Here is a 26,466-nt window from a genome sequence, read left to right as displayed (position 1 = left end):
TGCGGGGGTGCGCAGTAGGGTGTCCGCATGACAACCGGGGTGCGGCGCAGGATGGGTGTCGAGGAGCGGCGGCAGCAGCTGATCGGGGTGGCGCTGGAGCTGTTCAGCCACCGGTCGCCCGACGATGTGTCCATCGACGAGATCGCGGCGGCCGCGGGGATATCGCGGCCGCTCGTCTACCACTACTTTCCCGGCAAGCTGAGCCTCTACGAGGCTGCGCTGCGGCGGGCGGCCGACGAGCTCGCGCTGCGCTTCGTCGAGCCGCAGGAGGGGCCGCTCGGGGCGCGGTTGCTCCGGGTGATGGGGCGGTTCTTCGCCTTCGTCGACGAGCACGGGCCCGGTTTCTCGGCGCTGATGCGGGGCGGTCCCGCGGTCGGCAGCAGCCGGGCCAACGCGATGATCGACGAGGTCCGCCAGGCGGCGTACGAGCAGATCCTCTCGCACCTGGGCGTCGACCTGAAGGCTCCGCCCGCCCGCCTGGAGCTCGTGGTGCGCTCGTGGGTGTCGCTGGCCGAGTCGACGGCGCTGATCTGGCTGGACGGCCGGCGGATCCCGCGCGCCGAGCTGGAGTTGCAGCTGGTGCACGATTTCGCGGCGCTGGCCGCGGTGAGCGCCGCCTACGACGCGGAGATGGCGGGCATCCTCGTACGGATCCTGGTGGACGAGCCGGCCGACGGGCCGTTCGGGGAACTGGTGGGGCGGCTGGTGGCCCTCGTCCCCACGGGACCCGGCCCCACGGGATCCGGCCCCTCGGTGCCCGGTCCGCGTTGATGGACCGTCCTTGATCGAATAGCACGCAATAATGCCCGCGTGATCATTGACGACGGGATCGTGTTCCGGCAGGCCGAGGAGAAGGACGCCGGCACGCTGGTGGCGCTGTACGACCAGGCCGCCCGCTGGATGGCCGCGCACGGGATCGAGCAGTGGAAGCCCGGCGACAAGGACGCCGCGCACTTCCGGGCGGTCATGCGCGAGGGCGAGGTGTGGATCGCCTCGGACGGCAACGGGCACGCCGTCGGGGCGTACGAGCTGTGGTGGTCCGACGAGGACGCCTGGGGCATCCAGCCGCCCGTGGCCGGCTACGTGCACCGGCTCATGGTCGAACGCGAAGCCGCGCCCGCCGGGGCCGGCCGGCGGCTGCTCGAACACTCCGAGCGGCGCATCGCCAGGACCGGCCGCGAGCGGGCGCGGCTGGACTGCGTCTCCACGAACCCCCGGCTGCTCGCGTACTACCAGTCCGCGGGCTACCGGGTGGTCGGGGAGTTCCCCCACAAGGAGGGCAAGGACGGGCGGGTGTACGGGGTGATCCTGCTGGAGAAGCGGCTGGACCAGCTCACTCTGGTCAACTCGGCCTGATCCGCGGCCGCGCCTGACGGGTCACCCCCGGGTGACGGGTCGCCCCCGCGTGACGGGTCACCCCCGCTTGAAGACCGCCGCCGTGCGGGCCGGGACGGCGAACTCTCCCTTCGCCGGGTCGTAGGCCGCCTGCCGGACCACCGGGTCCGCGCCCGAGGCCTGCACCGGGTGCAGGGCGTACGCCGTGCCCGCGAGGGCCGGGACCCGCTGGGTCAGGGCGGCGGGAGCTGCGTTGAAGACCACCACCAGGTCGCCCAGGGCCATCGTGATCACGCCCGGGGTCTCCTCGGGCCCCGAGAGGGGGAAGGCCAGCTTCGACTGGACCGCCTCGGTGGTGGTCAGGGCGAAGGCCGGTTCCGTCGTACGGATCTTCAGCAGGTCCCGGTACGCGGCCGAGGCGCCGCCGATCTCGGCGCAGCCCGGTGCGGGCGCGGCCAGCAGGGGCTTCGCGTAGGTCCACTTCGAGCGGTTGTCGGCCGCCGGGGGCAGGCCGCGGCCGAAGCCGTTGCCGTCCTCGCAGTCCCAGTGGATGGCGTTGAACCAGTCCCCGCTGTCGTAGGAGTTGCGGTCCAGGGACTTGGAGCGGAGCAGGTCCGTGCCCGCCTGGGAGAGGGCCGGGCCCTGGGAGAGGGCGGCCACGGACATGGCCAGGACCTGCGTGCGGGACCGGTCGGCCGCCGGGGTGCCCTCCGGGAGCTTGAAGGCCAGGGCGTCGAAGAGCGTCTCGTTGTCGTGGGCGTCGACGTACGCGAGCGCGTCGCCGGGGGCTGCCGCGTACCCGGCCGGGGCCCCGTTGTAGTCCACCTCGGCGCCCTTGACCTTGCGGCCGGTGGAGTCCGTGAAGGCGTACGCGGCGAGGTTGCCGGTCAGCCCGACCTTGATCAGGTCCTGGTCGTGGAGGAGCCGGACGCGCTGCTGCTCCGGAGTGCCGTTCGCCGGGGAGGCGTTGGGGGCGGTGAACAGGCCGGAGGCGAAGCCCTGGACCCGCGGGTCCTCGTCGAAGGGGCCGCCGCCGCGGACCGCGTCGCGGGCGCGGTCGGAGAAGGTGGCGATCCCGGTGCCGGCCATGTTCTGCTGCGTGGCCTGCACGAAGCGGGCGTCGTTGGCGACCTCGCCGAAGTTCCAGCCCTCCCCGTAGAGGACGATCTTCTTCCCGTCGACCCCGTCCTTCTGCGGCGTCAGCGCGTCGAGGGCGGCGCGCACGGCCAGGATGTTGGCCTTCGGGTGGTGGCCCATGAGGTCGAAGCGGAAGCCGTCGACCTTGTACTGCTTGGCCCAGGTGACCACCGAGTCCACGACGAGGCGGCCCATCATGGCGTTCTCGGGGGCGGTGTTGGCGCAGCAGGTGGAGGTGGCGACGGAGCCGTCGGCCAGCAGCCGCTGGTAGTAGCCGGGGACGATGCGGTCGAGCACCGACTTGTCGGACTGGCCGGCGGCCACCGTGTGGTTGTAGACCACGTCCATGACCGTGCGCAGGCCCGCGCCGTTCAGGGACTGCACCATGCGGCGGAACTCCACCGTGCGGGCCGTGCCGTTCGGGTCGCTCGCGTACGAGCCCTCGGGGACCGTGTAGTGCAGCGGGTCGTAGCCCCAGTTGTACGCGTCCTTCGCGGCCGCGGCGGCCACGCAGGCCTGCTGCTCCTCGGAGTCGGGGGCGTAGACCTTCAGGTCGCAGGCGGGTTCGGTGCGATCCCCGGGCTTCTCGGGGATCGTGCCGATGTCGAAGGCGGGCAGGAGGTGGACGTACGAGGTGCCGGCGGCGGCCAGGTCGCGCAGGTGGCCCATGCCCGCCGAGGCGGTGTCCGTGAAGGCCAGGTACTGGCCGGGGTGGGCGGCGGTGCGGTCGGCGACCGAGAAGTCGCGGATGTGCAGCTCCTGGATCTGCGCGGAGGTGAAGGGGACGGGCGCGGGCTTCTTCAGCTCGCGCCAGCCGGGCGGGGCGAGCTTCGGATCGGCGAGGTCCACGGCCAGGCTGTACGCGGAGTCCGTGGTCAGGGCGGTGGAGTACGGGTCGGTGACCAGGTTGCGGACCACCTGGCCGGTGCTCGGGGCCCAGACGGTGACGGCGTAGCGGTAGCGCTTGCCGGCCCAGTCGCGGTCGCCGCGCACCGACCAGACGCCGGTGGCGTCGTCGCGGCGCATCGGGACGGTGCGGCCGCCGTCGAGTTCGAGGGCGACCTGCTGGGCGGTCGGGGCCCATACGGACAGGGTGGGGCGGCCGTCCTTGAAGACGGGGCCGAGCGGGGCATTCGTCGTGTAGAGGTCGTCGAGGACCCCGGCGAGCTGGACTCCGGTGGCGGCGAGGACCGCGCCGTTGGCGGCGCGGGCACTGGCCACGAGCTGGCCGCGCAGGGCTTCGCGGACGCGGTCGCGGTCGCGCGGGTCGACCGTGTAGGCGGCGTACGCGGCCAGGTGCGGGTACTTCTGCTTCTGGGCGGCGCTCAGCTCGGACTTGGCCAGCCGGAGCCACTGGGCCCGGCCGGTCAGGGTGCCGTTCTCGGCCTTGACGGCGCCTTCGCGGGAGGCGAGGAGCTGGAGGGAGGCGGCGGCGGGCGGGGCGTTCCAGGCGACGGTGTCGCGGTCGATCCAGACGGCCTGGGCCTTGGTGAGGTCCAGGGCGGCGGCGCTGCCGGCGGGCTGCGGAAGGAGGTACTTCTCCTTGCCGCCCAGCATCCACACCTCGTGCCCGTTGCTCTTCAGGTCGAGGGACTGGTCGGAGGGGAGGTCCTTCTCGTCGCCCTTGTGGAGGATGTAGCTGAGGCTGGTGGCTCCGGCGGCGAGGGGGACCTCGTACACGGCGCCGTAGGAGTCGGTGCGGGTGGGGAGGATGGGCTTGGACCAGTCGGTGGGCGCGGCCGCTCCGGTCCAGACGTGCAGGCCCCAGCCCTCGTAGGCGCCGTCGGGACGCTGGTAGTGCAGGACGGCCTTCGACTGGTCCTGCGGCGGGTAGGCGGGGCGGTCGGTGCGGGCGGGCTCCTTGCCCTGTTCCAGCCAGATCTCGCCGGTCTTCGACACGTCGATGGTGCGGTCGGCGGCGACGTCCTTGGTGCCGTCCTTGTCGATGACGAGGTAACCGACGCTGCTCGCCCCGGGCTTGAGCTTGACGTGGGCGAAGGCGCCGTAGGCGTCGCGGCCGGTGAAGTCGTGGCCGGCGGGCCAGGGAGTGGTCTCGCCCTCGGCGAGGTCGCCCCAGGCGAACAGGCGCCAGTTGGTGTAGTCGCCGTCGGGGCGGTTGTAGTGGACGATCGCGTAGTCGCGCTGGGTGGCGGTGGGGACCTCGGCGGGCGGCGCCTGGCCGGTGGTGGATGCGGCGAGGGCGCTCGCGGTGCGGCCGGCGGAGTCGACGACCACGGCCTTGTAGCGCAGCGGGGTGCCGGCGGCCACGTCGGCGCCGATGAACTGGGTGACCTTGTACGGGGCGTGGTCGGCGGAGCCGAGGACCTGCCACTTGCCGGTGCCGGTCTGGGCGGCGAAGACGACCCGGCTCAGGGGGTCGCCGGTGACCTCGGCGGAGAGCTCGACGGTGCCGGTGGCGCCGGGGGCCGGGGCCTTGAGGGTGAGGGCGGGCTTGGCGGTGGGCTTGGCGGCGGGGGTGGTCGCCTGGAGGACTACGGAGCCGAGGGCCGGGAGGGTGACGGTCAGCTTGCCGGCCGCGGAGGAGCGGATCAGCGTGGCCGTGCCGCCGTAGAGGGCGGCGTACTGGACGCCTGCCGGGGCGTCGAGCTCGATGGTGCGGGGCTCGGCGGCGTTGTTGGCCGCGACCAGGTACTCGGTGCGCGTGCGGGGGTCGGTGCGGGCGAAGGCGTAGGCCGAGCCGTCGGAGAAGCGTTCACTCTGGACGCCGTCGCGGAGGGCCGGGTGGTCCTTGGTCAGCTTCGCGAGAGCACTGATCTGCTTGTAGAGCGGCTGCTCCGGATCGTAAGCATCGCTCGCGTGTGTGCGCACTGTTCCGAGCTGGTCGTCGTCCAGGTAGTCGGCCGCCCGGGAGGCGAAGAGGGGCTGGCGGGCGTCCTTGTCGCCGCCCGCGCCGGTGAAGCCCTGCTCGTCTCCGGAGTAGATCACCGGATTGCCCCGGGAGAGGAACATCAGCTCGTTGGCCAGCCGGTACCGGTCCAGCAGCTCCTGCTCCCCCGCCCCCGGCCGGTCCTGCTTCAGGAAGGTCCCGAAGCGGCCCATGTCGTGGTTCCCGAGGAAGGTGACCTGCTCGTAGGCGTTCGCCTTGTCGGTGGTGTAGCGGTAGTCGTCGCCGAAGACGGAGGCCAGCCGCCCGGCCTCCGCGCCCTGGGCGGCGTACGAACGGATCGCCTCCTGGAGCGGGAAGTCGAGGGTGGCGTCCAGGCGGCCCCGCGTCACGTACGGGGAGGTGATCGCGGTGTCGGCGGAGTAGACCTCGCCGAACATGAAGAAGTCCTTGCGGCCCTGCCGGGCGGCGTACGCGTCGAGGGCGGTGGCCCACTGGGTCCAGAAGCCGGTGTCGACGTGCTTCACGGTGTCGATCCGGAAGCCGTCGACGTCGAACTCCTCGACCCACTTCTCGTAGATCTTCTCCATCCCCTCCACGACCTCGGGACGCTCGGTCCACAGGTCGTCGAGGCCGAAGAAGTCCCCCTGGTCGGAGGATTCGCCGGCGAAGGTGGAGTCGCCCCGGTTGTGGTACATCGTCGGGTCGTTGAGCCAGGCGGGGACCTTCAGGTTCTTCTTCGCCGCCGGGACGAAGGGGGTGCGGGGGAAGGAGTCGCCGTCGGTCTTCGGGAACTTCCCCTTCCCCCCGGAGGCCGCTCCTGAATTGAACGCAGTCGAGTCCTCGAACGGCTCCCCGTCCTTGGTCAGGTACGGGAAGGCGCCCTTCGACAGGTAGCCGTAGGACGCCTCCCGGTAGTCGACGACGTCGGCGGTGTGGTTGGTGATGACGTCGAAGAAGACCTTCATCCCCTTCCCGTGCGCCTTGTCGATCAGCCGCTCCAGATCGGCATTGGTCCCGAAGTGCGGGTCGACCTGGGTGAAGTCGGTGATCCAGTAGCCGTGGTAGCCGGCCGAGACGTCCTTGCCCGTCCCCTGCACCGGCTGGTTCTTGAAGATCGGCGCCATCCAGATGGCGGTGGTGCCGAGCCCCTTGATGTAGTCCAGCCGGTCGGTGATCCCCTTGAGGTCGCCGCCCTGGTAGAAGCCCTTGTCCGTCGGGTCCAGGCCGGTCTCCAGCCGGGAGCCGGTCAGCCCGCCCCGGTCGTTGCGCGGGTCGCCGTTCGCGAACCGGTCCGGGAGCACGAAGTAGAACTGCTCCCGGGTGAGGTCGTGCCGCGCGGACTCGGCGGCCAGTCCGGCGTCCGAGGGCGGGGCCGGTGGCGCCTTGGCGGCGGCCGCCGCGGCGGCGGGAAGGGCGGGCAGGAGCGTCACAGCCAGGGTGGCTGCGAGCACTCCCGCCGCGCCGGCGAGGGCGGGGCGTATCACGGAGGATCTCCTCGGGTGCGGGACGGGGTGGGGCGGGAGGGTCAGTTGCGCCAGGTGTCGGTCAGCGTGACCTTGCCGTTGGCGGGGACCGTGGCGGAGCGGTTGGCTCCGCTCTCCCAGGTGACGTTCCCGGCGGCGTCCTTGCGGACGTACTTGTACGCGAAGACCGTGCCGGGCGGGAGCGTGACGTCGAGCTTCCAGACGGGATAGGCGGCCGGGTCGAGCTTGAGCGCGGCGCCGGTGTTCCAGCTGCCGAGCTCGGCGCGGTCGCCGGTGACGTAGATGTTCTGGCCGACGACGGTGGTGGCGTTGACGGCGAAGGAAGCACCGGCGGTGGCGGTGGGGGTCGGGGTGGGCGTCGGGGTCGGAGTCGGGCTCGGGGTGGAGGTGGCGCCGCACCCTCGGGCGCCGACGTGCAGGGCGACGGCCGTCCCGGCTCCGACGGTGGTGGTGAACCGCCCTGCGGAGTCCACGCTCACCGTGCGGCCGCTCTGCACGTCGCAGTAGTCGCCGCCCGCGAGGGAGGTCTGGAACGTCCGGGTCAGCGCCGAGCCCTCGTGGTTGATCGCCACGTACGCCTTGGCCCCCCGGCCGAAGGCGACTTGGTCCGCGCCGTTGTCCCACCAGTCGGTGACGGCCTGGCCGCGCGCGGAGTTGCGGAAGCCGACCATGGAGGAGATCTCCCGCCAGGCGTGCTGGCACTTCCAGCCGTCGGCGTAACAGGCGTTCACCGCGCCGCCGTTGGGCGGGCCTGCATCGCGGTCGGTCCACTCGTAGCCGGAGTGCACGTCGGGCGAACCGTAGGGCCAGGCGAGCATGAAGACGTTTGCGAGCGTGTAGGCGGACCCGTCCTTGTAGCTGAGGGTGTCACCGCCGCGCTCCGTGTCGTGGTTGTCGACGAAGACGGCGGACTGCCCGGAGGGCATGTGCCCCCACGCCTCCCCGAAGTTCTTCAGGTAGGCGAGGTTCTCGCTCTGGAAGACCCGCTTGAGGTCGCGCGCGTACCGGAACTCCTGCACGTCGCCGTTCCCGAGGTACTCGCTCGGCGAGACCGCTTCCCCGGCGCCGTGGATCGCCTCCTGCTTCCAGTAGGCGTTCGGGTTCGACATCCGCGACTTGATGTTGGCGAGGTCGGCGGCGGGCATGTGCTTGGCGGCGTCGATCCGGAAGCCGTCGACGCCGAGGGAGAGCAGGTCGTTGAGGTAGCCGGCGATGCGGCCACGCACGTAGTCCTCGCCGGTGTCCAGGTCGGCGAGCTGGACGAGCTCGCAGTTCTGGACGTTCCCGCGATCGCCGTAGTTCGATATCGAGGACCGGCAGTCGTCCATGTCGCCGCCGGAGTAGATGCCGGGGTAGTTGTACTTCGTGTACGAACTGCCCCCCGTCCCCACCCCGTCCCCCGCCGCCATGTGGTTGATGACGGAGTCGGCGACGACCTTCACGCCGGCCGCGTGACAGGCGTCGATCATGGCCTTGAAGGCGGTACGGTCGCCCAGCCGCCCGGCGATCTTGTAGCTGACGGGCTGGTACGAGGTCCACCACTGGGCCCCCTGGATGTGCTCCTGCGGGGGCGACACCTGAACGTAGCCGTACCCGGCGGGCCCGAGGCTCTCCCCGCAGGCCTTGCCCACGGCATCGAACCGCCACTCGAACATGACGGCGGTGACGTCCTTCTCACCTGGGGCGGCGGCCAGAGCCTGCGGCGCGGACCCCCCGACGACGGCGAGGGCGGCCACGGCGGTGACGGCGGATACGGAGAGCAGCGCGGCGGCGGCTCTGGCGGCGCGGGCACGGGTTGGCATGCGGTGTTCCTCCTGGCGGAGAGGCACACGACCGGGTGGGGACCGGTCACGGCCGAGTTGGGGATTGCAGCGACCGTAGGTGCCGGGCGGAGCCTCTGCAAGACCTTGCGCAAGAGATTGCAGAATTGTTTCCGGGTCGAGTCGGATGGGGCGGGCACGGGCGGGCACGGGCGTGAGAACGCCCACCAGCCCCTCGGGGTTGGTGGGCGCGGGGCGGAGGACGGGTCTACCTGTGCGGGATGACGAAGTCGTAGTCGGGCCTGGACTGGCGGCTGTGGGCGCCGCCGGCGGCGCAGCGGCCGTTGTCCTGGTAGCCGTAGAAGAACATGCCGTAGCACTTCACGCAGAAGCGCCAGTTCGGCTGGTTCGCCAGGGCATGGGATTCCCGCGCCGAAGCCGGGGCGGCGAAGGTGCCCGCCGCCGCCGCTCCGACCAGACCGGCCGTCACACCGAGCGCCCTGGTCAGGAACGCCCGCCGGTCCGGGCCCTCGGTTTCGGAATGCTGGTTTCGCTCGTTCTTCATCGCCTGAAAGGACATGCGCCACCCTCTTTTCTGATGATTCGATTCGAAACGGGGGGCCCGGTCCGGCACGTGCGGTGCCGGACCGGGCCGGCGTTCAGAAGTCCCAGCTCTGGCTGCGTGCGCCGTTGCAGCCCCAGCTCACCAGGAGCTGCCCGTTGTCGGGCCGGCCGGCCAGGATGTCCAGGCACTTTCCGTTCACCCTGTTACGGATCTCACTGCCGTTGCGGAACCACTTCTGGTGGCGGCCGCCGTTGCAGTCCCACATGCTCACCGAGCCCTGGTCGCCCAGGTGGGGGCCGTAGATCTCCAGGCACTTTCCGTTCAGATTGGAACGGATCTGCTCGCCGTCCCAGTACCACTGCTGGTTGGTGCCGCCGTGGCAGTCCCACGTCACCGTGGAGGCGCCGTTCTCCTGATGGAACATGAAGATGTCGGCGCACCTTCCGTTCAGGTTGGACTTGAGCAGCGGCGCCGCGGCGGACGCGGGCGAGCCCGCCAAGGTGGCGCCGGCCAGCAGCCCGGTGGCCGCCGCCAGCAGCATCAGTCGTCGCACGGTCCTCATGGTTTCTCCTTCGTGTCGCCGGTGCGCGGGTTGCGCTGGGCCTTGTGTAGCCGCCGGTCGATGTCCGGCGCCGGAACGTGGGTTCCGGACATCAAAAGCTGGACAAACACCACCCATCGCGACTGCGCAGAGGCGCAGGAAGGAAGGTCATGCCCCGCCCCGAACGGCCGCTCGACCCGGACATCGGTCCGCTGACACAGTTCGCCGCCGACCTTCGAAAGCTGCGCGAGGCGGCGGGGCGGCCGCCCTATCGGGCGCTGGCCAAGAGGGCGCACTATTCGTCCACGACGCTGTCGGACGCCGCGGGCGGGCACACGTTTCCGAGCCTTGGTGTCACGCTCGCGTATGTCGAGGCGTGCCAGGGTGACCGGTGCGCATGGGAAGCCCGATGGCATGCGGTCGCCGCCGAGATCGCCGCGAGCGCTCAGGGCGGCGAGCCCGGGGAATCCAGCGGGCAGGGCGCACCGTACGCGGGGCTGTCGGCGTTCCAGCCGGAGGACGCCGACCGGTTCTTCGGGCGCGAACGGCTGACCGGCGAGGTCCTCGCGAAGGTGCGCGAGCGCCGGTTCCTGGCGGTCTTCGGGCCGTCGGGTTCGGGGAAGTCCTCGGTGCTGCGGGCGGGGCTCGTGGCCCGTGCGCGGGCATCGGGGTGGCCGGTGATGCTGTTCACGCCGGGCGCGCGTCCCGTGGAGGAGTGCGCCGTCCACCTGGCCGCCGAGACGGGCGCGGCTCCCGGCGCACTGGTGGCCGAGCTGCTGGAGGATCCCGGGGCGCTGCACCTGAGGATCCGGCAGACCGTGATCGACCGCGCACCGGACATCGACGCGCTGATCGTGGTCGACCAGTTCGAAGAGGTCTTCACCCTCTGCGGGGACCCGGCCGAACGGGACGCGTTCATCGCCCTGTTGACCGCGGCCACCACGGCGGCGACCAGCCGGACCCGGGTGGTGATCGGCGTGCGCGCCGATTTCTACGGGCACTGCGTCAAGGACCCCCGGCTGGTCGAGGCGATGCGCGACGCGCAGATCGCGGTCGGCCCGATGAGCAGCCAGGAGCTGCGCGAGGCCGTCACCCGGCCGGCCATGCTCGCCGACTGCTCGGTGACCGGACCGCTGCTGGCGGCCGTCATCGCGGACGCCACCGGCCAGCCGGGTGCGCTGCCCCTGGTTTCGCACGCGATGGTCGAGACCTGGCGCCGCCGCAGCGGCAACCGCCTGACCCTGGACGGGTATCTGGCGGCCGGCGGCATCCAGCACGCGCTCGCGCAGACCGCGGAGGCCGCCTACCGGGGGCTGTCGCCCGTGCAGCAGGACCTCGCCCGGTCGCTGTTCCTCCGGCTGACCGCGCTGGGTGACGGTACGGAGGACACCAGGCGCCGCATCACCAGGGACGAGCTGGACCAGAACCCCGATACGGCCTTCGTGCTCGAATCCCTCGCCCGGCAGCGGCTGGTGACGCTGGACGAGGGGTGCGTCGAGATCACCCACGAGGCGATCATCCGGTGCTGGCCGAGGCTGCGCGGCTGGCTGACCGAGGACCGGGACCGGCTGCTCCTGCACCGGCAGCTCACCGACGCGACGGCCGGCTGGGAGCTGCGCGACCGTGACCCGCACGCCCTCTACCGGGGGGCCCGCCTGGCCGCGGCACTGGACCTGGCCGCCGCGGACGGCAGCCGGCTGACCTCCAGGGAACGGCGCTTCCTCGACGCGAGCCGGGAAGCGCAGGCCGGCGAGATGGCGGCGGCCAGGCGGCGGACGGTCCGCCTGCGGCAGCTGGTCACGCTGCTCACGGTGCTGGTGGTCATCGCTGCGACAGCGGGCGGGCTGGCCGTCGACTCGCGCGACTCCGCCCTCCAGCAGCGCAACGTGGCCATCGCGCGGAAGACCGCCGCGGACGCGGCCGAGGTGCGGCCGCAGGACCCCTCGCTCGCCGCGCAGCTGAACCTGGCCGCGTACCGGCTGGCACCCACCGGCGACGTCCGCGACCAGCTCATGAGTGCGTTCGCCACGCCGTACACGAGCCGGGTCACCGGCCACACCTCCGACGTGGTCTCGGTCTCCTTCGCCCCCGGGAGCCGGGTCCTGGCCACCGCGAGCTGGGACCGCACGGTCCGGCTGTGGGATGTCCGGGACGCCCACCACCCCGTTCAGCTGGCCGTCGTGAACCAGCCGGAGCGGCTGATGTCGGTGGCGTTCGGCGAAGGCGGCCGTGTCCTGGCCACGGCGAGCGAACGCTCGGTACGGCTGTGGGACGTGACGGACCGGCGTGCGCCCGCCGAGCTGAGCACGCTGCCGGACCAGCGGTCCGGGCCGACGTGGGTGGCGTACGGGCCGGGCGCCGTCCTGGCCACCGGCCACGCCGACGGCTCGGCGCGGCTGTGGAGGGTGAGCGATCCCCGCCACCCGCGATTGCTGGCCACCCTGCCGGGCCACACCCACGCGGTCACTTCGGCGACGTTCAGCCCGGACGGCCGCACCCTGGCGACCACCGGCGACACCACCGTCAGGCTGTGGAACGTCACCGACCCCGCCGATCCCCTCCTCCTCGACGTCCTGCGCGGACACACCGACACGGTGACCTCGGCGGCGTTCAGCCCCGACGGCGCTCTGGTGGCGACCGGGAGCTGGGATCGCACCGCACGGGTCTGGGACACCGGCCCGCGAAGGAAGCCACCGGCCGTGCTGCCCGGCCATCCCGCGATCGTCTGGTCGGTGGCGTTCGGCCCGGACGGCAGCACGCTCGTCTCGGTCGGGGGGTCCGTCCAGTTCTGGGATGTCGCCGCCCCGGCGAAGCCGAAGCGGACCAGCACGATCCAGGGCGGGTTCTACCAGGCCGCGTTCAGCCCGGACGGCCAGATGCTCGCCATCTCCGACCGGCTCCTGGACCTGCGGGACCTGTCGCTCGCGACCCACGACGACGTGGTCACGTCCCTGGCGTACGCCCCGGGCGGCCACGTGCTCGCGAGCGCCAGCTGGGACGGCACCGCACGGCTGTGGCAGGTCACCGGTGGCCGTGCCCTGTGGCCGCTCTCGGTCCTGCACGGCCACACCAGGTTCGTGCGGTGCGTGGCCTTCAGCCCGGACGGGCGCACCCTCGTCACGGCCAGCGAGGACACCACCGTCCGCGTGTGGGACGTGACCGATCCGCGCAGACCGCGACTGGCTTCGGTCCTCAGGCCCGGCGCCGGCGAAGTCGGCGGCGTCGCCTTCGGTGCGGGCGGCCGCCTGCTGGCCGTCTGGGCCCTGGGCAGAGCAGGCCTGTGGGACCTGACCGATCCCGGCAGTCCCAAGCCCCTGAGCCGGATCGCCGAGGACGGGCCGGACGTCACCCTGGCATCCTTCCGGCCGGACGGGCGCACCCTGCTGACGAGCAGCGGAGAGTCCGGTCCGCTGCGGTGGTGGGACATCAGCGATCCGCGCAGCCCCAGGGAACTTCCGTCCCCCCTCCGCTCCGACCCCCTGACCGGCGGCGTATTCAGCCCCGACAACCGGCAACTGGCCGCGTTCCACCGCAGGGACAAGACGGTATGGCTGATGGAAGTCGACGCCATCGGCCGCCCGACCAAGGTGAGGCGACTGCCGGGGTCCGGCTCCTGGATCTACAGGCTGACCTTCGACGTCGGCGGCCACCGCCTGGCAGCCGCCGCCGCGGACGGCAAGGCCCTCCTGTGGGACGTGAACGGTACGGCCACCCCCACCACCCTCACCGGCCACACGAACCCCGTCCCGGCCGTGGCCTTCAGCCCGGACGGCAACACCCTGTCCACCGGCGGCAACGACTTCACGATCCGCCTGTGGGACACCACCCTGGCCAGGGTCACGGCCCGCATCTGCAACAGCGCGCACCCCCGGATCACCCGACCCCAATGGTCCCAGCACTTCACAGCAGTCACCTTCAGCCCACCATGCCCGCGGCACTGACATCCGTACCCGACGCGTCGTCGAGCCGGCAGGTCGGCAACAAGAGCCACGCCTCGACCAGCGGGCCGAAGCCGACCGCCTCAAGGGCTGGTTGGCAGATGAGGGCGGTCGGCGACAGCCACGTCGTGCTGGGGCGCCCTCAAACAGTAGGGTTGCCCGGGTGGACATTCCCTCTCACCCGCGTTCCTTCCGGCTGCTCGTGACGGGCGGGGGGACTGGCGGTCACACCTACCCGGCGCTGACGGCGATCCGTACGTTGCAGGGCCGCCTCGCAGCCTCGGGCGGCACACTGGACGTCCTGTGGATCGGTACCGAGGACGGCCTTGAGGCGCGTGTCGCCCCGGCGGAGGGCATCGCGTTCAGGACGGTGGCCACGGGGAAGATCCGCCGCTCCTCGAACCCGCTCAAGATGCTGTCCGCGGCGAACGTGAAGGACATGGCCCGGGTGCCGCTCGGCGTGGCTCAGGCCAGGTCGATCGTCTCCGGCTTCCAGCCGGACGTCGTCCTCGCGACGGGCGGGTACGTCGCCGTCCCGGCCGGGCTGGCCGCGCGGCTGTGCCGGCGTCCGCTGGTCCTGCACGAGCAGACGGTCCGGCTCGGACTGGCCAACCGGAAACTCGCGAGCTCGGCGACGCGGATCGCGGTGTCCTCGGAGTCCTCGCTACCGCTGCTGCCCGCCGAGGTGCGCGAGCGCGCGGTCGTCACCGGAAACCCGGTACGGCCGGAAGTACTGGGCGGCCACGGGGACAAGGCGGTCGAGGCGCTGGCCCTGTACGGGTTCGACCGGCGTCTGCCGACGGTCTACGTCACCGGCGGCGCGCAGGGCGCCCAGCAGATCAACACCGTGGTTCGCGAAGTACTGCCCTGGCTCCTGGCTCACGCGAACGTGATCCACCAGTGCGGTCCCGCGAACGTGGACGGGATCCGGTCCGCCGCCGCGGGTCTGGACCCGGTTCTCGCCGGCCGATACCACCTGGCCGGGTTCGTCGGGCCGGAGTTGCCGGACGTACTGGCGCTGGCCGATGTCGTGGTGTCCCGAAGCGGGGCCGGAACGCTGGCGGAACTGACAGCGCTGGGCAAGCCGGCGGTGTTCGTCCCTCTCGCTACGTCGGCCGGGAACGAGCAAGCGCACAACGCCCGGCACCTGGCCGACGCGGGTGCGGCGCTCGCCCTGCTCGGCGAGGTCACCGGCGAGCACCTGCGGAACGCGGTCGGTCCGCTGCTCACCGACCCCGCCCGCCGGACGGCGATGGCCGAACGGGCTCGGGCGTACGGACGGCCGGATGCTGCGGACAGGCTCGTGGACGTACTCCTGGCCGCGGCGTCCGGCTGACCCCTCCCGGGAGGGGCTACCGCAGAAGTGCGGCGGTGGCGCGCTCGACGAGTTCGACTACCGCCGTGAAGGCCTGCGGATCCTTCCCGAACGGGTCGGGGACATCCCGGCCGCCCTCACCGAGGTACAGGCTGAGCTTGCGGCAGGTTCGCTCGTCTCGGGCCAGCTCCTGAAGGGCTGCCAGGTTGGTGACGTCCATGGCGAGGATGCTGTCGGCCCAGTCCATGAGGTCTGCGGTGACCTGCGCCGCGCGGTGAGTCGTGAGGTCGTAGCCGTGTGCTGCCGCGGCGGCCACCATCTGCGGGTGTGCGGGCTCGCCCGTCCACTTGTCCCGGATTCCGGCCGAGCGGACCTCGACGGCAGGTCCTCCGTGCCGGGCCAGGACGGCGGCGGCCAGAAGTGAGCGGCAGATGTTTCCGAGACAAACGGTGAGGATGCGGCGGGGGCGGCTCATCGGTCCGCCTCTGCCTCGACGATGGCCTTGCCGAGTTCCATGCCAACGTGCTCGGCGTCGGCGTGCGTCATGTGCTGGTGGAAGGGGAGTGTCAGGATCTCCCGGCCGACGCCCTCGGTGACCGGCAGTGGCCTGGACCAGGTGGCGAAGGCGGGTTGCTGGTGGTTGGGCGGGTAGTGCGTGCCGACTCCGATGCCACGCCGGCGAAGGGTGCGGAAGACGTGGTCTCGGTCGCGGGCGGCGACGAGGACGGCGCACAGGTGGGGGACCGACTGCTCGATGTCGACGTCGATGAGGGTCGCTCCGCCGACGTCGTGGAGGGCGTCGGCGTAGGTGCGCCACAGGGCCTTGCGTGCGGTCTGCGTTTCGGTGAAGTGGTCGAGCTGGGCGAGGCCGACGGCCGCGTTGAGGGAGGACATCTGGGCGCGCAGGCCGAAGCCGTCGACCGTATAGCTGGTTGCTTCGGCCCTCTGTGCCGGGGACTCGACGATGCCGAGACCGCGCAACAGGCGGCACTTCTCGGCTTCCTCCGGGCTGCGGGGGACGATCATGCCGCCCTGGCCGCAGGTGAGGTTCTTGATGGGGCCGAAGCTGAAGCAGGTCAGTTTCCCGGTGGCGCCGACGCGGCGGGTACCGGCGTACGAGCCGAAGGCGTGGGCGGCGTCCTCGATGACGGTGATGCCCCGTTCGGCGAGGGCGGGCTCGGCGTCGGCGAGGTCGACGGCCCGGCCGCCGTAGAGCACGGGCACGACGGCTCGGGTGCTCGGGGTGAGTGCGTCGAGGACGTGGTGGCTGTCTACGCAGAGGGTCCGGGGGCTGACGTCGGCGAAGCGCGGGGCGGCCCCGGTCGCGAGGATGGCCTGAACGCTTGCGCAGAACGTGAGGGAGGGGACGATCACCTCGTCGCCGGGGCCGATGCCTGCGGCGAGGAGGGCGACGTGGAGGGCGGAAGTGCCGGAGGCGACGGCAACAGCGTCGGGGACGTCGAGGAACGCGGCGATGGCCGCCTCGAAGGCGTCGGTGGTGTCGGTGTGGCCGTACTGTCCGCTGCGCAGGGCGGCGGTGATCGCGGACGCCTCCTGCCCATAGAGGAAGGGGCGTGCGTTGGGGATGGCGGCTGCCGCCGTGGAGGTTTTCATCGTTGCTGCTCCTGGGTCGTGGTGGCCGGCGTCTCGGTGTACTTGGTCAGGCACACACCCGGCTGGTAGGCCAGGCGACTGTGGTCGACGGGGCGGTGGAAGAGGCCGGCGAGGAGCTGGCCGGCAAGGTCGGCGTCGGCTGCCTCCGCGGTGAGGAAGCCGCCGCCGACGCGGGCGTTCACCTCCGTCATCAGCACCCGCTCGGGGCCGGCGGCACGCAGGAAGCCCTGTGCGCAGCAGGCCCCGGCCGCGCCGACGGCGGCCAGGGTCCGGCGGACGCAGCCCTCGGCCTCCTGGTCGTGGAAAGTGCGGGAGACCACGGCCAGACCGCCTTTGACGAGGAGGCGGTACCGCAGGATGACCGAGGCGCGGCCGGAGCGGTCGACGAGGCAGTCCGCTGTGAACTCCCGCCCGGTCACCCGTTCCTGCACGATCGGATCGGGGACGACCTCGCACAGGATCCGGGCCTGTTCGCGGGTCTGGCAGAAGACGACGTTCTGCGCTCCCTGTCCCCACCGGGGCTTGACGACGAGGGGCCGGTCCTCGGGGAGGTCGCCGAGGGAGTCCGGCATGACGGTGCGGGGCGTGGGGACCTCGTACTCGGTCAGCGCCGCGTGGAAGGCGGCCTTGTCGACGCAGGCTTCGACGCCCTGGGCGTCGGGCAGCCACGTGGTGACGCCGAGGTCGGCCAGCGGGCGGCGGAGTATGACGAGCTTGGGGAGTTCCCGCTCGACGGTGGAGATGATCGCGTCCGGGCGGAGCTCGGCGCACAGGCGCAGGAGATCGGCCCGGTAGCGCTCGTCGGCGGCGGCCGTGGTGACGCGGGGGGTGACGGTCGGTAGGAGCAGGCCGGGGGCGAGCGGGTCGGAGTCGGTGGCGATGACGTCGCAGCCGAGGCGGAGCAGGGCGCGGGCCAGGTCGAAGCCGGGGGCCCCGCCGACGCCGGTCACCAGAATGCGCCGCTGAATGCGCTGATCAGTGGACATGCGTGGCCTCCGCTGCGGTGGCGGTGACGCGGGTCGTGGGCGGGAGGCTCGCGCGCGCGGAGCGCAGGAGCGGGGCCCATCGGTCCGGGTGCCTGCGGTACCAGTCGACGGTTTCGGCCAGGCCCTCGTCGAGGTCGCGGGCCGGCCGGAAGCCGAGGGCGGCGATCTTGTCCCAGACCATCGAGTACCGCAGGTCGTTGGCCTGCCGGTCGGGAATGTAGGCCACCGAGTCCCAGCCCTTGCCGCACAGGGCCAGGAGCTTGGCGGCCAGCTCCCGGCCGGTGAGGTCCGTGCCGCCGGCCAGGTTGTAGACCTCGCCGGGGTTCCCATCGCGCAGGACCAGCTCGATGCCGGCGCAATTGTCCGCGACGTGCAGCCAGTTCCGTACGTGCTGCCCCTGGCCGTGCAGGGTCAGCTTCTCGCCCGTGAGGAGGCGGGTGGTGAAGAGGGGGATGACCTTCTCCGGGAACTGGTGGGGTCCGTAGTTGTTCGAGCTACGGGTCACGCACACGGGCAGGCCGTAGGTCTGGAAGTGGCTCAGGGCCACGAGGTCGCTCGCGGCCTTCGACGCGGCGTACGGGACGCCGGGCCGTACTGGGTCCTCCTCGGTCGCGGAGCCTTCGGCGAGTGACCCGTACACCTCGTCCGTCGAGACGTGCACGAATTTCGCGATCCCGTGGCGGCCGGCGGAGGCGGCGAGGGTCTGCGTGCCCAGGACGTTCGTCGTGAGGAAGTTGTCGGCCGTCGTGAGGGAGCGGTCGACGTGGGACTCGGCGGCGAAGTGGACGACAGCCGTGTGCCGGGCCATGAGCTCGTCCACGAGCGGTCCGTCGAGGATGTTGCCGTGGACGAACGTCAGCCTCGGGTCCAGGAAGGCCTCCCCCAAGTTCTCGGGGTGGCCCGCGTAGGTGAGCGCGTCCAGCACGGTCACCCGGGACATGTCGTCCCGGCGCAGGATCCGCCGGATGAAACGCGAACCGATGAAGCCAGCACCGCCGGTGACGAGGACTTCGTACATCTGACACCCACCTTGGTCGTGGACCGGGAAGGGACTGCGGATCCCCCGGAAGTCCGGAGTGCGGGTCTTTCGGCGAGCCGCCGTCTGCGTCCAGAGAACCGCCGCTGCCGATGCGCGCGGGAGGCGAACTAGGGGGGCGAACAACGCACATCCGGTTCCCTCGCGTCCTGCCCGCGTCCTAGGCTCGGATCCCACACCCGCGGCATCCATGTCGCAGGACACCGGCTGGCAAGAGGGGGCTCGGTGGCGCGTACGAAGGACCGCCAGGGCGATCCCAACGAGAATCTGGCCCGGCTCGTCAAACAGGCGGGCGCGAGCCACAAGTCCCTGGCCGCCCAGGTCAACCGGATCGGAGCCGCAGCCGGTGTACCACTCCGGTACGAGCACACCAGTGTCGCCAGATGGGTGAATCTCGGAATGATCCCGCGCGGCCGTGTGCCCGAGTTCCTGGCCGCTGCGCTGGGCGAACGTCTCGGCAGGCACGTGAGCGTGGACGAGATCGGCATGTACAGCAGGTCGGGCGGAAACCCCGACATGGGGTTGGATTTCGCCCGCGACCCCGTCGATGCCATCCGCGTCGCCGCGACCTACTGGAGAACCGTGGACCGCTCCCGCCGCCAGCTCATCAGCAACGGCTTCGCCATCGCCGCCTTCGCCACCCCTGTCACCCGCTGGCTGGCCAAGCCGACCGACGCTCCCGTCGCCCACGAAGGCGGACGGCAGGTCGGCCGGAGCGACCTCGACGAGCTGTGGAGGGCCGCCGATGAAGCCCGCCTGTGGGACTCCCGGTTCGGCGGCGGGAACTGGAAGGCTAGCTCCGTCACCGAATGCCTCCGCCTCAGCGCCGCGCCCCTGCTGACCGGCACCTACACGGAGGCCATCGGGCGCGAGCTGTTCGCGGCGACCGCCGAGCTGTCCCGGGTAGTGGGATGGTCAGCGGTCGACACCGGCCACCACGACATCGCCCAGCGCCACTTCGTCCAGGCCCTGCGCCTGGCCCGGGCCGCGGGCAACGTGGAGAGCGGATGCTACGTACTGGCCACCATGGCCCTGCAGGCCTTCCTGCGCGGCTGCCCCGAGCAGGCGGCGGACATGGCCGAAGGAGCCTACGAGCGCGGCCTCGGGCACGCCGCACCCCGGGTCCTGGCCTTCGCCAAACTGGCCGAGGCCCGTGCCCATGGCCGCACCGGAAACGCGCGGGCCGCGAAGGCCGCGCTCGGCCGGACCCAGGAGCTCCTCGACTCCATCCGCCCGGGCAGCCACGACCCGGAGCAGCTCGCCTACATGACCCACGCCCGGCTCGCTGCCGACGCGACCGAAGTACACCGCGATCTCGCCGACCCCAAGGGCGCCTTCGCCTGGAACGGGCTGGCCGAACCTATGCCGGCCGACCGCTTCACCCGGGCCACCGGCATCCGTATGGCCGTCCTCGCCACCAGCCACCTCCAGAACCGCGAACTCGAACCCGGCCTCACCGCCGCGAACACCTCACTCACCATCCTCAGTAACGTCCAGTCCGCCCGCGCCCACAGCTACCTCCACGAGGTGACCCGCACCCTCAGCCCCTGGAAAGACCGCCCCGAGGTGGCCGACCTCATCCAACGCACCCGCACCGAACTGCCCGCCGCAGCCTGAACCGGAAAGCCAGCGCGGGTGGATCAGCGCCCTTGCCCGTCGACGACGGCTTTCGCGCCGGGACCGGGCCAGGGCCCGGCTGTGGGTGGGAACACCCCTGAGCAAGGACGGCAACCACGGCTATGCCTCCCGCGTCCTGCTCGCCGCGACCCGGGAGTTCGAAGACCTCGCCGAGCCCGAGAACTGGCCGGTCGCTCATCGAGGGCATCAGGGCCATGAACGAGGGGGCCTCCGGCCCCCGACGACGGTGACCAGGGAGAAGATCGCGTGACGGACATCCAGCAGACGATCACCGAGGAACAGTGGCGCCAGGCCAAGCTGATCTGGGACTACCACCAGATGGGCCACGACCTGGCATCGGTGGACGTGGCGATCGGACTGGGCAGCCACGACCTCGGAGTCGCTGCGGCCTCCGCTGGCCTCTATCGAACCGGCCTGTTCCCCATCCTCGTGTTCACCGGCGGCAACAGCCCGACCACCCGGGCCCGGTTCCCCCGCGGCGAGGCAGTCCACTTCCGCGAGCACGCCCTCGAACTCGGCGTCCCCGACGAAGCGATCCTCGTAGAGCCGAACGCCGCGAACACCGGCCAGAACATCACCCTCAGCCGTGAGCTCCTTGCCGCGAACGGCATCACACCGAAGTCCGTCCTGCTGGTCTCCATCCGTACATGGAGCGACGGTCCTTCGCCACCGCCCGCAAGCTGTGGCCCCAGATCGAGATCATCTGCGCCTCGGAGCCGCTCGAGCTGGACGACTACCTCAAGAGCATCGGCGACGAAAAACTCGTCCTCGACATGCTCGTCGGTGATCTCCAGCGGGTGATCGAATATCCGAAGAACGGGTTCGCCATCGCCCAGGATGTCCCGGAGGACGTGCATGACGCGTACGAATCCCTCATCCGCGACGGCTCCACCAGCCGCCTCATCTCCTGATTCCCCTGCGCGGGGCGGGCTGTGCGCGATTCATCAGCCCAATCCTCTTCCCGAGGCAGGCGACGCTGGCCAAACGCTTAGCGGCGAAGACGCACCGCACCCGACTCGCGGCCCTGGGGGCGACCTCGAGCCCGCCTGCGATCAGCCACAATCGCGGCGCAGACGCTAAGCCGAGCGAGAGTGCGTAGCGATCAGTCGCGCCCCCCGACCCTGACGGGCTCGTGAGCGTCCTTGCGCTCGTGGTGGCGGTCGACGTCGCGGGAAGGGTGTCCAGGCGCCCGGCCCTGGATGCTCTGATCGCCCCGCGCGTCTGTTCCGGCAGAGGTCACGGTCCTGCCGGGGGCGTGTGCGGAGGGCCCTCGGCCGGAGAGAGCACAGGCATCTCCAGCCTGCCCGCCCCTCCCTCTGTCTCCCCCCGGCCATTCCCCGGGGGAATCCCGGGAGTCTTGTGTTTTTCCGTGGTGGGACGGCCCGTCAAGGGTGGCCGAAGGCCATCGCGTAGCGACGCGACGAAGGAGCGCCCTTGACGGGCCGTCCCACCACGGAAGGACGCTCGACTGCCGGGACGCCGCCCGGCACCCCCGCAGCCACCGCCCGGCCCGCAGCACAGCCCACCCCCGACCCCGCCCCGCAGCGCTCCGCGCCTGCACCTCACCACCGAAGGGGGCGGGTGGGCAACCACCGGCTGAGGGTGGTGGTGAGAGGGGGGAAGAAGCCCCGCCCCCGCGAAGCCCCTACCCCCCAGGCCCCTGCCCCGTAGACCCCCGGACCACCAGCTCCGGCTGGAAGACGTACTCCGTGCGCTGGACCGGGGTGCCGGCCACCGCCTCCAGGAGGGCGCCCACCGCTGCCGTGGCCATGGCGCGGACCGGCTGGCGGACCGTCGTCAGCGGGGGGTCCGTGAAGGCGATCAGCGGGGAGTCGTCGAAGCCGACGACCGAGATGTCCTCCGGGACGCGCAGGCCGCGCTCGCGGGCCGCCCGTATGACGCCGAGCGCCATCGGGTCGCTGCCGCAGACGATGCCCGTGCAGCCCCGGTCCAGGAGGGCTCCGCCCGCCGCGTGGCCGCCCTCGACCGTGAAGAGGGTGCGTTGGATCAGGCCGTCGGCCGCCGCCGAGGGGAGGGCGGCGACGAAGCCCGCCTCCTTGCGCGCCGACGGGACGTAGCGCGTCGGCCCGATGGCCAGGCCGATCCTGCGGTGGCCCAGGTCCTCCAGGTGGCGGACCGCCATCTCGGCCGCCGCGCGGTCGTCGGGGGAGATGAAGGGTGCCTGGACCTGTTCGTTGAAACCGTTGATGAGGACGAAGGGGACTCCCCGCGCCGCGAGCCGCTGGTAGCGCGACGGGTCGGCGGAGGAATCCGCGTGCAGGCCGGACAGGAACACGATGCCGGTGACACCGCGCTCCTCCAGCTGCTCCACCAATTCGTCCTCGGTGGCCCCGCCCGGGGTCTGCGTGCACAGCACCGGGGTGTAGCCGTGGCCCGCGAGGGTCTGCTCGATGACCTGGGCGAACGCCGGGAAGATGGGGTTGGTGAGCTCCGGGGTGAGGAGACCTACCAGCCCGTTGCTGCGCCGGCGCAGCCGGACCGGGCGTTCGTAGCCCAGCAGGTCCATGGCGGCCAGCACCTTGTGCCGGGTGCCGGACGCCACGCCCGCCTTGCCGTTGAGCACGCGGCTGACGGTCGCCTCGCTGACCGCGGCCTGCGCGGCGATGTCCGTCAGCCGCAGCGGGGAGGTCATCCCCGCCACCACACCGCCGTGTCGGCCGGCAGCTCCGACGGGTCGGGCAGGGGCCCGCTCGCCAGCAGTACGGCGCCCGGCGCGGGCATCCGTACCGGCTCCGCCGTGGTGTTGACCGTGCAGGTGAAGTCGCCCCGGCGGAAGGCCAGGACGCCCGCCGGGGCGTCCAGCCACTGGACAGCGTCGCCCGCGCCCAGCTCCGGGTGCGAGCGGCGCAGGCGCAGCGCGGCGCGGTAGAGCTCCAGGGTGGAGGCCGGGTCGCCGGTCTGCGCGGCCACGCTCAGGCCCGCCCAGCCGGCCGGCTGCGGCAGCCAGCTGCCGCCCTCGCCGAAGCCGTACGGGGCTTCGGTGCCCGACCACGGGATCGGTACGCGGCAGCCGTCGCGCAGCCCGTCCTGCCCGGCGCCGCGGGCGAAGGCCGGGTCCTGGCGGACGGCGTCCGGGAGGTCGACGACCTCGGGCAGGCCGAGCTCCTCGCCCTGGTAGACGTACGCCGATCCGGGCAGGGCCAGCATCAGCAGCGCGGCCGCCCGCGCCCGGGCCAGGCCCTCCGCCCCTCCCCCGTAGCGCGTGACGTGGCGTACGACGTCGTGGTTGGACAGCACCCACGTCGTCGGCGCACCCACCGGGCGCATCGCGTCCAGGGACTCGTCGATGGTGGCGCGCAGTGCCTGCGCGTCCCATCCGGTGTTCAGGTAGTGGAAGTTGAAGGCCTGGTGCAGTTCGTCGGGCCGCAGGTACATGGCCGTCCGGTCGGCGCTCGGCGTCCAGGCTTCGGCGACGCCGATGCGGTCGCCCGCGTACTCGTCGAGGACCCGGCGCCAGGAGCGGTAGATCTCGTGGACGCCGTCCTGGTCGAAGAAGGGGAGCACCTGGTTGCCGAGCAGCTTGAGCTGTTCGCCGCGGCCGAGGTCGGGCAGGCCGGGGGCCTTGACCAGGCCGTGCGCCACGTCGATGCGGAAGCCGTCGGCGCCCAGGTCGAGCCAGAAGCGCAGGATCGAGCGGAACTCGTCCTGGACGGCCGGGTGTTCCCAGTTGAAGTCGGGCTGCTCGGGTGCGAAGAGGTGCAGGTACCACTCCCCGTCGGCGACCCGGGTCCAGGCGGGTCCGCCGAAGATGGACTCCCAGTCGTTCGGGGGCTCCGCCCCGTCCTCGCCCCGCCCCGCGCGGAAGTGGAACCGTTCGCGCAGCGGCGTACCCGGCCCTTCGCGCAGTGCCTGCTTGAACCATTCGTGCTGGTCGGAGCAGTGGTTGGGAACGAGGTCCACGATGATCCGCAGGTCCAGCGCGTGCGCTTCGCGGATCACGGCGTCGGCGTCGTGGAGGCTGCCGAACATCGGGTCGATGGCCCGGTAGTCGGCGACGTCGTAGCCCGCGTCGGCCTGCGGGGAGGCGTAGAAGGGGCTGAGCCACACGGCGTCGACGCCGAGTTCCTTCAGGTAGGGCAGTCGGCTGCGGATGCCTTCGAGGTCCCCCATGCCGTCTCCGTTGGAGTCGGCGAAGCTGCGCGGATAGACCTGGTAGATCACCGCTTCTCTCCACCAGCCGGGCTGGGTGCCGGTGGAGGTGGGGAGGCCGTCCAGGGAGGGTTCGGCGGCGAGGTGCTGGGTCATGTCGTCCTTGGAGAGGTCGGGCCGGGTGGTACGAGGGCGGGGCGCGGGGTGGTCAGCCCTTGGTCGCGCCCGCCGTCATCCCGGCGACGAGGTGACGCTGGGCGAAGAGGAAGAAGAAGGCCGCGGGGATGGCGATGAGGATGGAAGCGGCGCTCATCGCACCCCAGTTGGAGGTGTATTGGGTGACGAAGGTCTGCAGGCCGCCGGCCAGCGTGAGGTTCTCGTCGCCGACCATGAAGGCGGAGGCGTACGCGACCTCGCCCCAGGCGGTGATGAAGGCGTAGAAGCCGGTGACGGCGAGGCCGGGCTTGGCGAGCGGCAGGATGAGGCGCCAGAAGGTGCCGAAGGGGTTGAGCCCGTCGACGCGGCCGGATTCGTCGATCTCGACCGGGATGGTGTCGAAGAAGCCCTTCATCATCCAGGCGCAGAACGGCACGGCGATGGTGAGGTACGTGATCACCAGGCCGAGCGGCTGGTTCAGCAGCCCCAGGTCTCCCATGAGGTTGTAGAGCGGGACGATGAGGATGGCCATCGGGAACATCTGCGTGATGAGCAGGGTCCACATCAGCGGCTTCATTCCGGGGAACTTGAAGCGGCTGACGGCGTATCCGGTGGTGGCGGCGATGAACACCCCGAGGACGGTGGTGATGCCGGCGACCAGGACGGAGTTGCCGAACCAGGCCAGGAAGGAGGTCGACTCCACCAGGTAGCGGTAGTTGTCGAGGGTCGGTTCCTTGACGAAGTCCGTGGAGATGGCGTGCTTCGCCGGCTTGAGGGAGGTCAGCAGGATCCACAGCACCGGGAAGACGGCGATCATCGCGGCGACGGCCAGGGTGGCGTGCAGCCCGGCGGAGGCGAGCGGGGAGCGCTTGCCGCGGGGGCGGACGGGGGCCGCCTTCGCGACGGTCTCGGAGTTGGTCGTCACGGTCACCACACCTCTCCCTGCTTGCGCAGCGAGCGCCGGTAGACCAGCGCGAACATCGTGAGCAGCAGGAGGATCAGTACGCCCCAGGTCGCCGAGACCGCGAAGTCGCGCGGGCTCGTCACGAACGCCTCGCGGAAGGCCTGGGTCACCAGGATCTCGGTGGAGTCGCCCGGGCCTCCCCGGGTGAGCAGGAAGATCACCGGGAACATGTTGAAGGTCCAGATGGTGGAGAGCAGGATCACGGTCATGCTGACCGTGCGCAGTCCCGGCAGGGTGATGTGGCGGAACCGCTGCCAGGGGCTCGCCCCGTCCATCTCGGCCGCCTCGTAGAGCTCGCCGGGGATGGACTGCATGCCGCCGAGCAGGGCGACCATCATGAAGGGGATGCCGAGCCAGACGTTGACGGCGATGACCGCGATCTTGGCCCAGGTCGGGTCGTCGAGCCACGGGACGGCGGAGATGCCGCCGCCTTCGAGGATCTTGTTGAGGATGCCGTTGTCGCGGTTGAAGAGGAACCGCCAGGCGAAGACGGAGACGAATCCGGGGACGGCCCAGGGCAGGATGAGCGCCATCCGGTAGGCGGCGCGCCCCTTGAACTCGCGGTTGAGCACGGTGGCGAGGCCGAGGCCGAGCGCGAAGGTGACCGACACGCAGGCGACGGTCCACAGCACCGTCCACACCAGCCGCTGCAGGAACACCGGGTCGGCCAGGACGTCGGCGTAGTTGTCGAGTCCGATGAACTCGTACGTCGCCTCGATGTGGTTGGCGCCGATGGTGCGGCCGACGTTGCGCTCGGTGGCGTCGGTCAGCGACAGGTAGACGCCGCGGACGAGCGGCCAGCCGATGATCACGCCGAGCACGAGCACCACGGGGGTGATCATGGCCCAGGCGTACCAGTGGGTGGCCAGGGCCCGCTTCAGCCCCGGGCGGTTGCTCCCGCCGGTCCTGTTGTCGGTCTTGCCACCGGCCCTGCTGTCAGTCCTGCGGCTCCGGCCGCGGGCGGCGGGACCGGCGTCAGGACCGGTCTCGCTGCCCGCGGCCTTCGCCACCGACTGGCTGGTGTGAGCAGCCATCTTTT

General features: G+C 71.5%; 18 protein-coding genes and 1 pseudogene. 7 read left to right on the top strand and 12 right to left on the bottom strand.

Annotation, left to right across the window (positions count from 1 at the left end):
• Positions 1-27: 27 nt before the first annotated feature.
• Positions 28-771: a TetR/AcrR family transcriptional regulator gene (locus MTF69_RS01280; protein WP_243329759.1), complete on the top strand. Its 744-nt coding sequence runs from the start codon at positions 28-30 to the stop codon at positions 769-771.
• A 39-nt stretch (positions 772-810) separates the two neighbouring features.
• On the top strand, positions 811-1,356 hold the full coding sequence (locus MTF69_RS01275; protein ID WP_243329758.1) for a GNAT family N-acetyltransferase: 546 nt from the start codon (positions 811-813) through the stop codon (positions 1,354-1,356).
• 57 nt (positions 1,357-1,413) lie between these two features.
• Here MTF69_RS01275 and pulA read toward each other — a convergent pair whose 3' ends face one another.
• The 4 genes from pulA to MTF69_RS01255 all read right to left on the bottom strand — a co-directional run bounded on the left by pulA (position 1,414) and on the right by MTF69_RS01255 (position 9,691).
• The gene (pulA, locus tag MTF69_RS01270; RefSeq protein ID WP_374321923.1) at positions 1,414-6,804 is read right to left on the bottom strand and encodes a pullulanase-type alpha-1,6-glucosidase; all 5,391 of its coding nucleotides are present in this window, start codon (positions 6,802-6,804) and stop codon (positions 1,414-1,416) included.
• Between the two features lie 41 nt (positions 6,805-6,845).
• Positions 6,846-8,606 (bottom strand): carbohydrate-binding module family 20 domain-containing protein, encoded by a 1,761-nt coding sequence (locus MTF69_RS01265; RefSeq protein WP_243329757.1) that lies wholly within the window; start codon positions 8,604-8,606, stop codon positions 6,846-6,848.
• Between the two features lie 226 nt (positions 8,607-8,832).
• A complete protein-coding gene (locus MTF69_RS01260; protein WP_243329756.1) occupies positions 8,833-9,144 on the bottom strand; it encodes a hypothetical protein in 312 nt (103 codons plus the stop codon).
• Positions 9,145-9,223: 79 nt separating this feature from the next.
• Positions 9,224-9,691, bottom strand: coding sequence for an RICIN domain-containing protein (locus tag MTF69_RS01255; protein ID WP_243329755.1), 468 nt, complete (start codon positions 9,689-9,691; stop codon positions 9,224-9,226).
• A gap of 149 nt (positions 9,692-9,840) precedes the next feature.
• Here MTF69_RS01255 and MTF69_RS01250 point away from each other — a divergent pair, with 149 nt between their 5' ends.
• Together MTF69_RS01250 and MTF69_RS01245 are read left to right on the top strand one after the other, a co-directional pair.
• On the top strand, positions 9,841-13,611 hold the full coding sequence (locus tag MTF69_RS01250; RefSeq protein WP_243329754.1) for a hypothetical protein: 3,771 nt from the start codon (positions 9,841-9,843) through the stop codon (positions 13,609-13,611).
• A 160-nt stretch (positions 13,612-13,771) separates the two neighbouring features.
• Positions 13,772-14,944: a glycosyltransferase gene (locus MTF69_RS01245; RefSeq protein WP_243329751.1), complete on the top strand. Its 1,173-nt coding sequence runs from the start codon at positions 13,772-13,774 to the stop codon at positions 14,942-14,944.
• A 16-nt stretch (positions 14,945-14,960) separates the two neighbouring features.
• On the opposite strand, the gene MTF69_RS01240 is transcribed toward MTF69_RS01245, so the two are convergent.
• The 4 genes from MTF69_RS01240 to MTF69_RS01225 are packed head-to-tail and all read right to left on the bottom strand — an operon-like array spanning position 14,961 to position 18,541.
• Positions 14,961-15,398 (bottom strand): low molecular weight protein-tyrosine-phosphatase, encoded by a 438-nt coding sequence (locus MTF69_RS01240; RefSeq protein ID WP_243329750.1) that lies wholly within the window; start codon positions 15,396-15,398, stop codon positions 14,961-14,963.
• Positions 15,395-16,537: a DegT/DnrJ/EryC1/StrS aminotransferase family protein gene (locus MTF69_RS01235; protein WP_243329748.1), complete on the bottom strand. Its 1,143-nt coding sequence runs from the start codon at positions 16,535-16,537 to the stop codon at positions 15,395-15,397. The genes MTF69_RS01240 and MTF69_RS01235 overlap by 4 nt, the downstream gene beginning before the upstream one ends.
• Complete coding sequence (locus tag MTF69_RS01230; protein ID WP_243329746.1) at positions 16,534-17,523, bottom strand: ATP-grasp domain-containing protein; 990 nt, start codon at positions 17,521-17,523, stop codon at positions 16,534-16,536. Before MTF69_RS01230 ends, MTF69_RS01235 begins: the two co-directional genes overlap by 4 nt.
• A complete protein-coding gene (locus MTF69_RS01225; protein WP_243329744.1) occupies positions 17,513-18,541 on the bottom strand; it encodes a dTDP-glucose 4,6-dehydratase in 1,029 nt (342 codons plus the stop codon). The genes MTF69_RS01230 and MTF69_RS01225 overlap by 11 nt, the downstream gene beginning before the upstream one ends.
• A 243-nt stretch (positions 18,542-18,784) precedes the next feature.
• On the opposite strand from MTF69_RS01225, the gene MTF69_RS01220 reads away from it, so the two are divergent.
• From MTF69_RS01220 to MTF69_RS01210, 3 genes and pseudogenes are all read left to right on the top strand, one after another.
• Entirely contained in the window at positions 18,785-20,176 is a 1,392-nt protein-coding gene (locus MTF69_RS01220; protein WP_243329742.1) for a sporulation protein, read from the top strand.
• A gap of 85 nt (positions 20,177-20,261) precedes the next feature.
• Complete coding sequence (locus MTF69_RS01215) at positions 20,262-20,447, top strand: hypothetical protein (RefSeq protein WP_243329740.1); 186 nt, start codon at positions 20,262-20,264, stop codon at positions 20,445-20,447.
• Positions 20,444-21,108: pseudogene (locus tag MTF69_RS01210) on the top strand (YdcF family protein). Before MTF69_RS01215 ends, MTF69_RS01210 begins: the two are co-directional and overlap by 4 nt.
• A gap of 734 nt (positions 21,109-21,842) precedes the next feature.
• On the opposite strand, the gene MTF69_RS01200 reads toward MTF69_RS01210, so the two are convergent.
• Genes MTF69_RS01200 through MTF69_RS01185 form a run of 4 tightly spaced genes read right to left on the bottom strand, consistent with a single transcriptional unit; the run spans position 21,843 to position 26,461 of the window.
• Positions 21,843-22,850 (bottom strand): LacI family DNA-binding transcriptional regulator, encoded by a 1,008-nt coding sequence (locus tag MTF69_RS01200; protein ID WP_243329738.1) that lies wholly within the window; start codon positions 22,848-22,850, stop codon positions 21,843-21,845.
• Positions 22,847-24,463 carry a glycoside hydrolase family 13 protein gene (locus MTF69_RS01195; protein WP_243329736.1) on the bottom strand — a complete coding sequence of 539 codons (1,617 nt, stop codon included), beginning with the start codon at positions 24,461-24,463 and terminating at the stop codon, positions 22,847-22,849. The genes MTF69_RS01200 and MTF69_RS01195 overlap by 4 nt, the downstream gene beginning before the upstream one ends.
• A gap of 52 nt (positions 24,464-24,515) precedes the next feature.
• The gene (locus MTF69_RS01190) at positions 24,516-25,388 is read right to left on the bottom strand and encodes a sugar ABC transporter permease (protein ID WP_243329734.1); all 873 of its coding nucleotides are present in this window, start codon (positions 25,386-25,388) and stop codon (positions 24,516-24,518) included.
• Between the two features lie 2 nt (positions 25,389-25,390).
• On the bottom strand, positions 25,391-26,461 hold the full coding sequence (locus tag MTF69_RS01185; RefSeq protein WP_243329731.1) for a carbohydrate ABC transporter permease: 1,071 nt from the start codon (positions 26,459-26,461) through the stop codon (positions 25,391-25,393).
• Between the last annotated feature and the right edge of the window lie 5 nt (positions 26,462-26,466).

Origin of the sequence: Streptomyces sp. AP-93, from assembly GCF_022808175.1 — a bacterium.
Lineage (GTDB): Bacteria > Actinomycetota > Actinomycetes > Streptomycetales > Streptomycetaceae > Streptomyces.
Note: the sequence above shows the minus strand (reverse complement) of the source record. Positions and strands in the feature narration are given on the sequence as shown.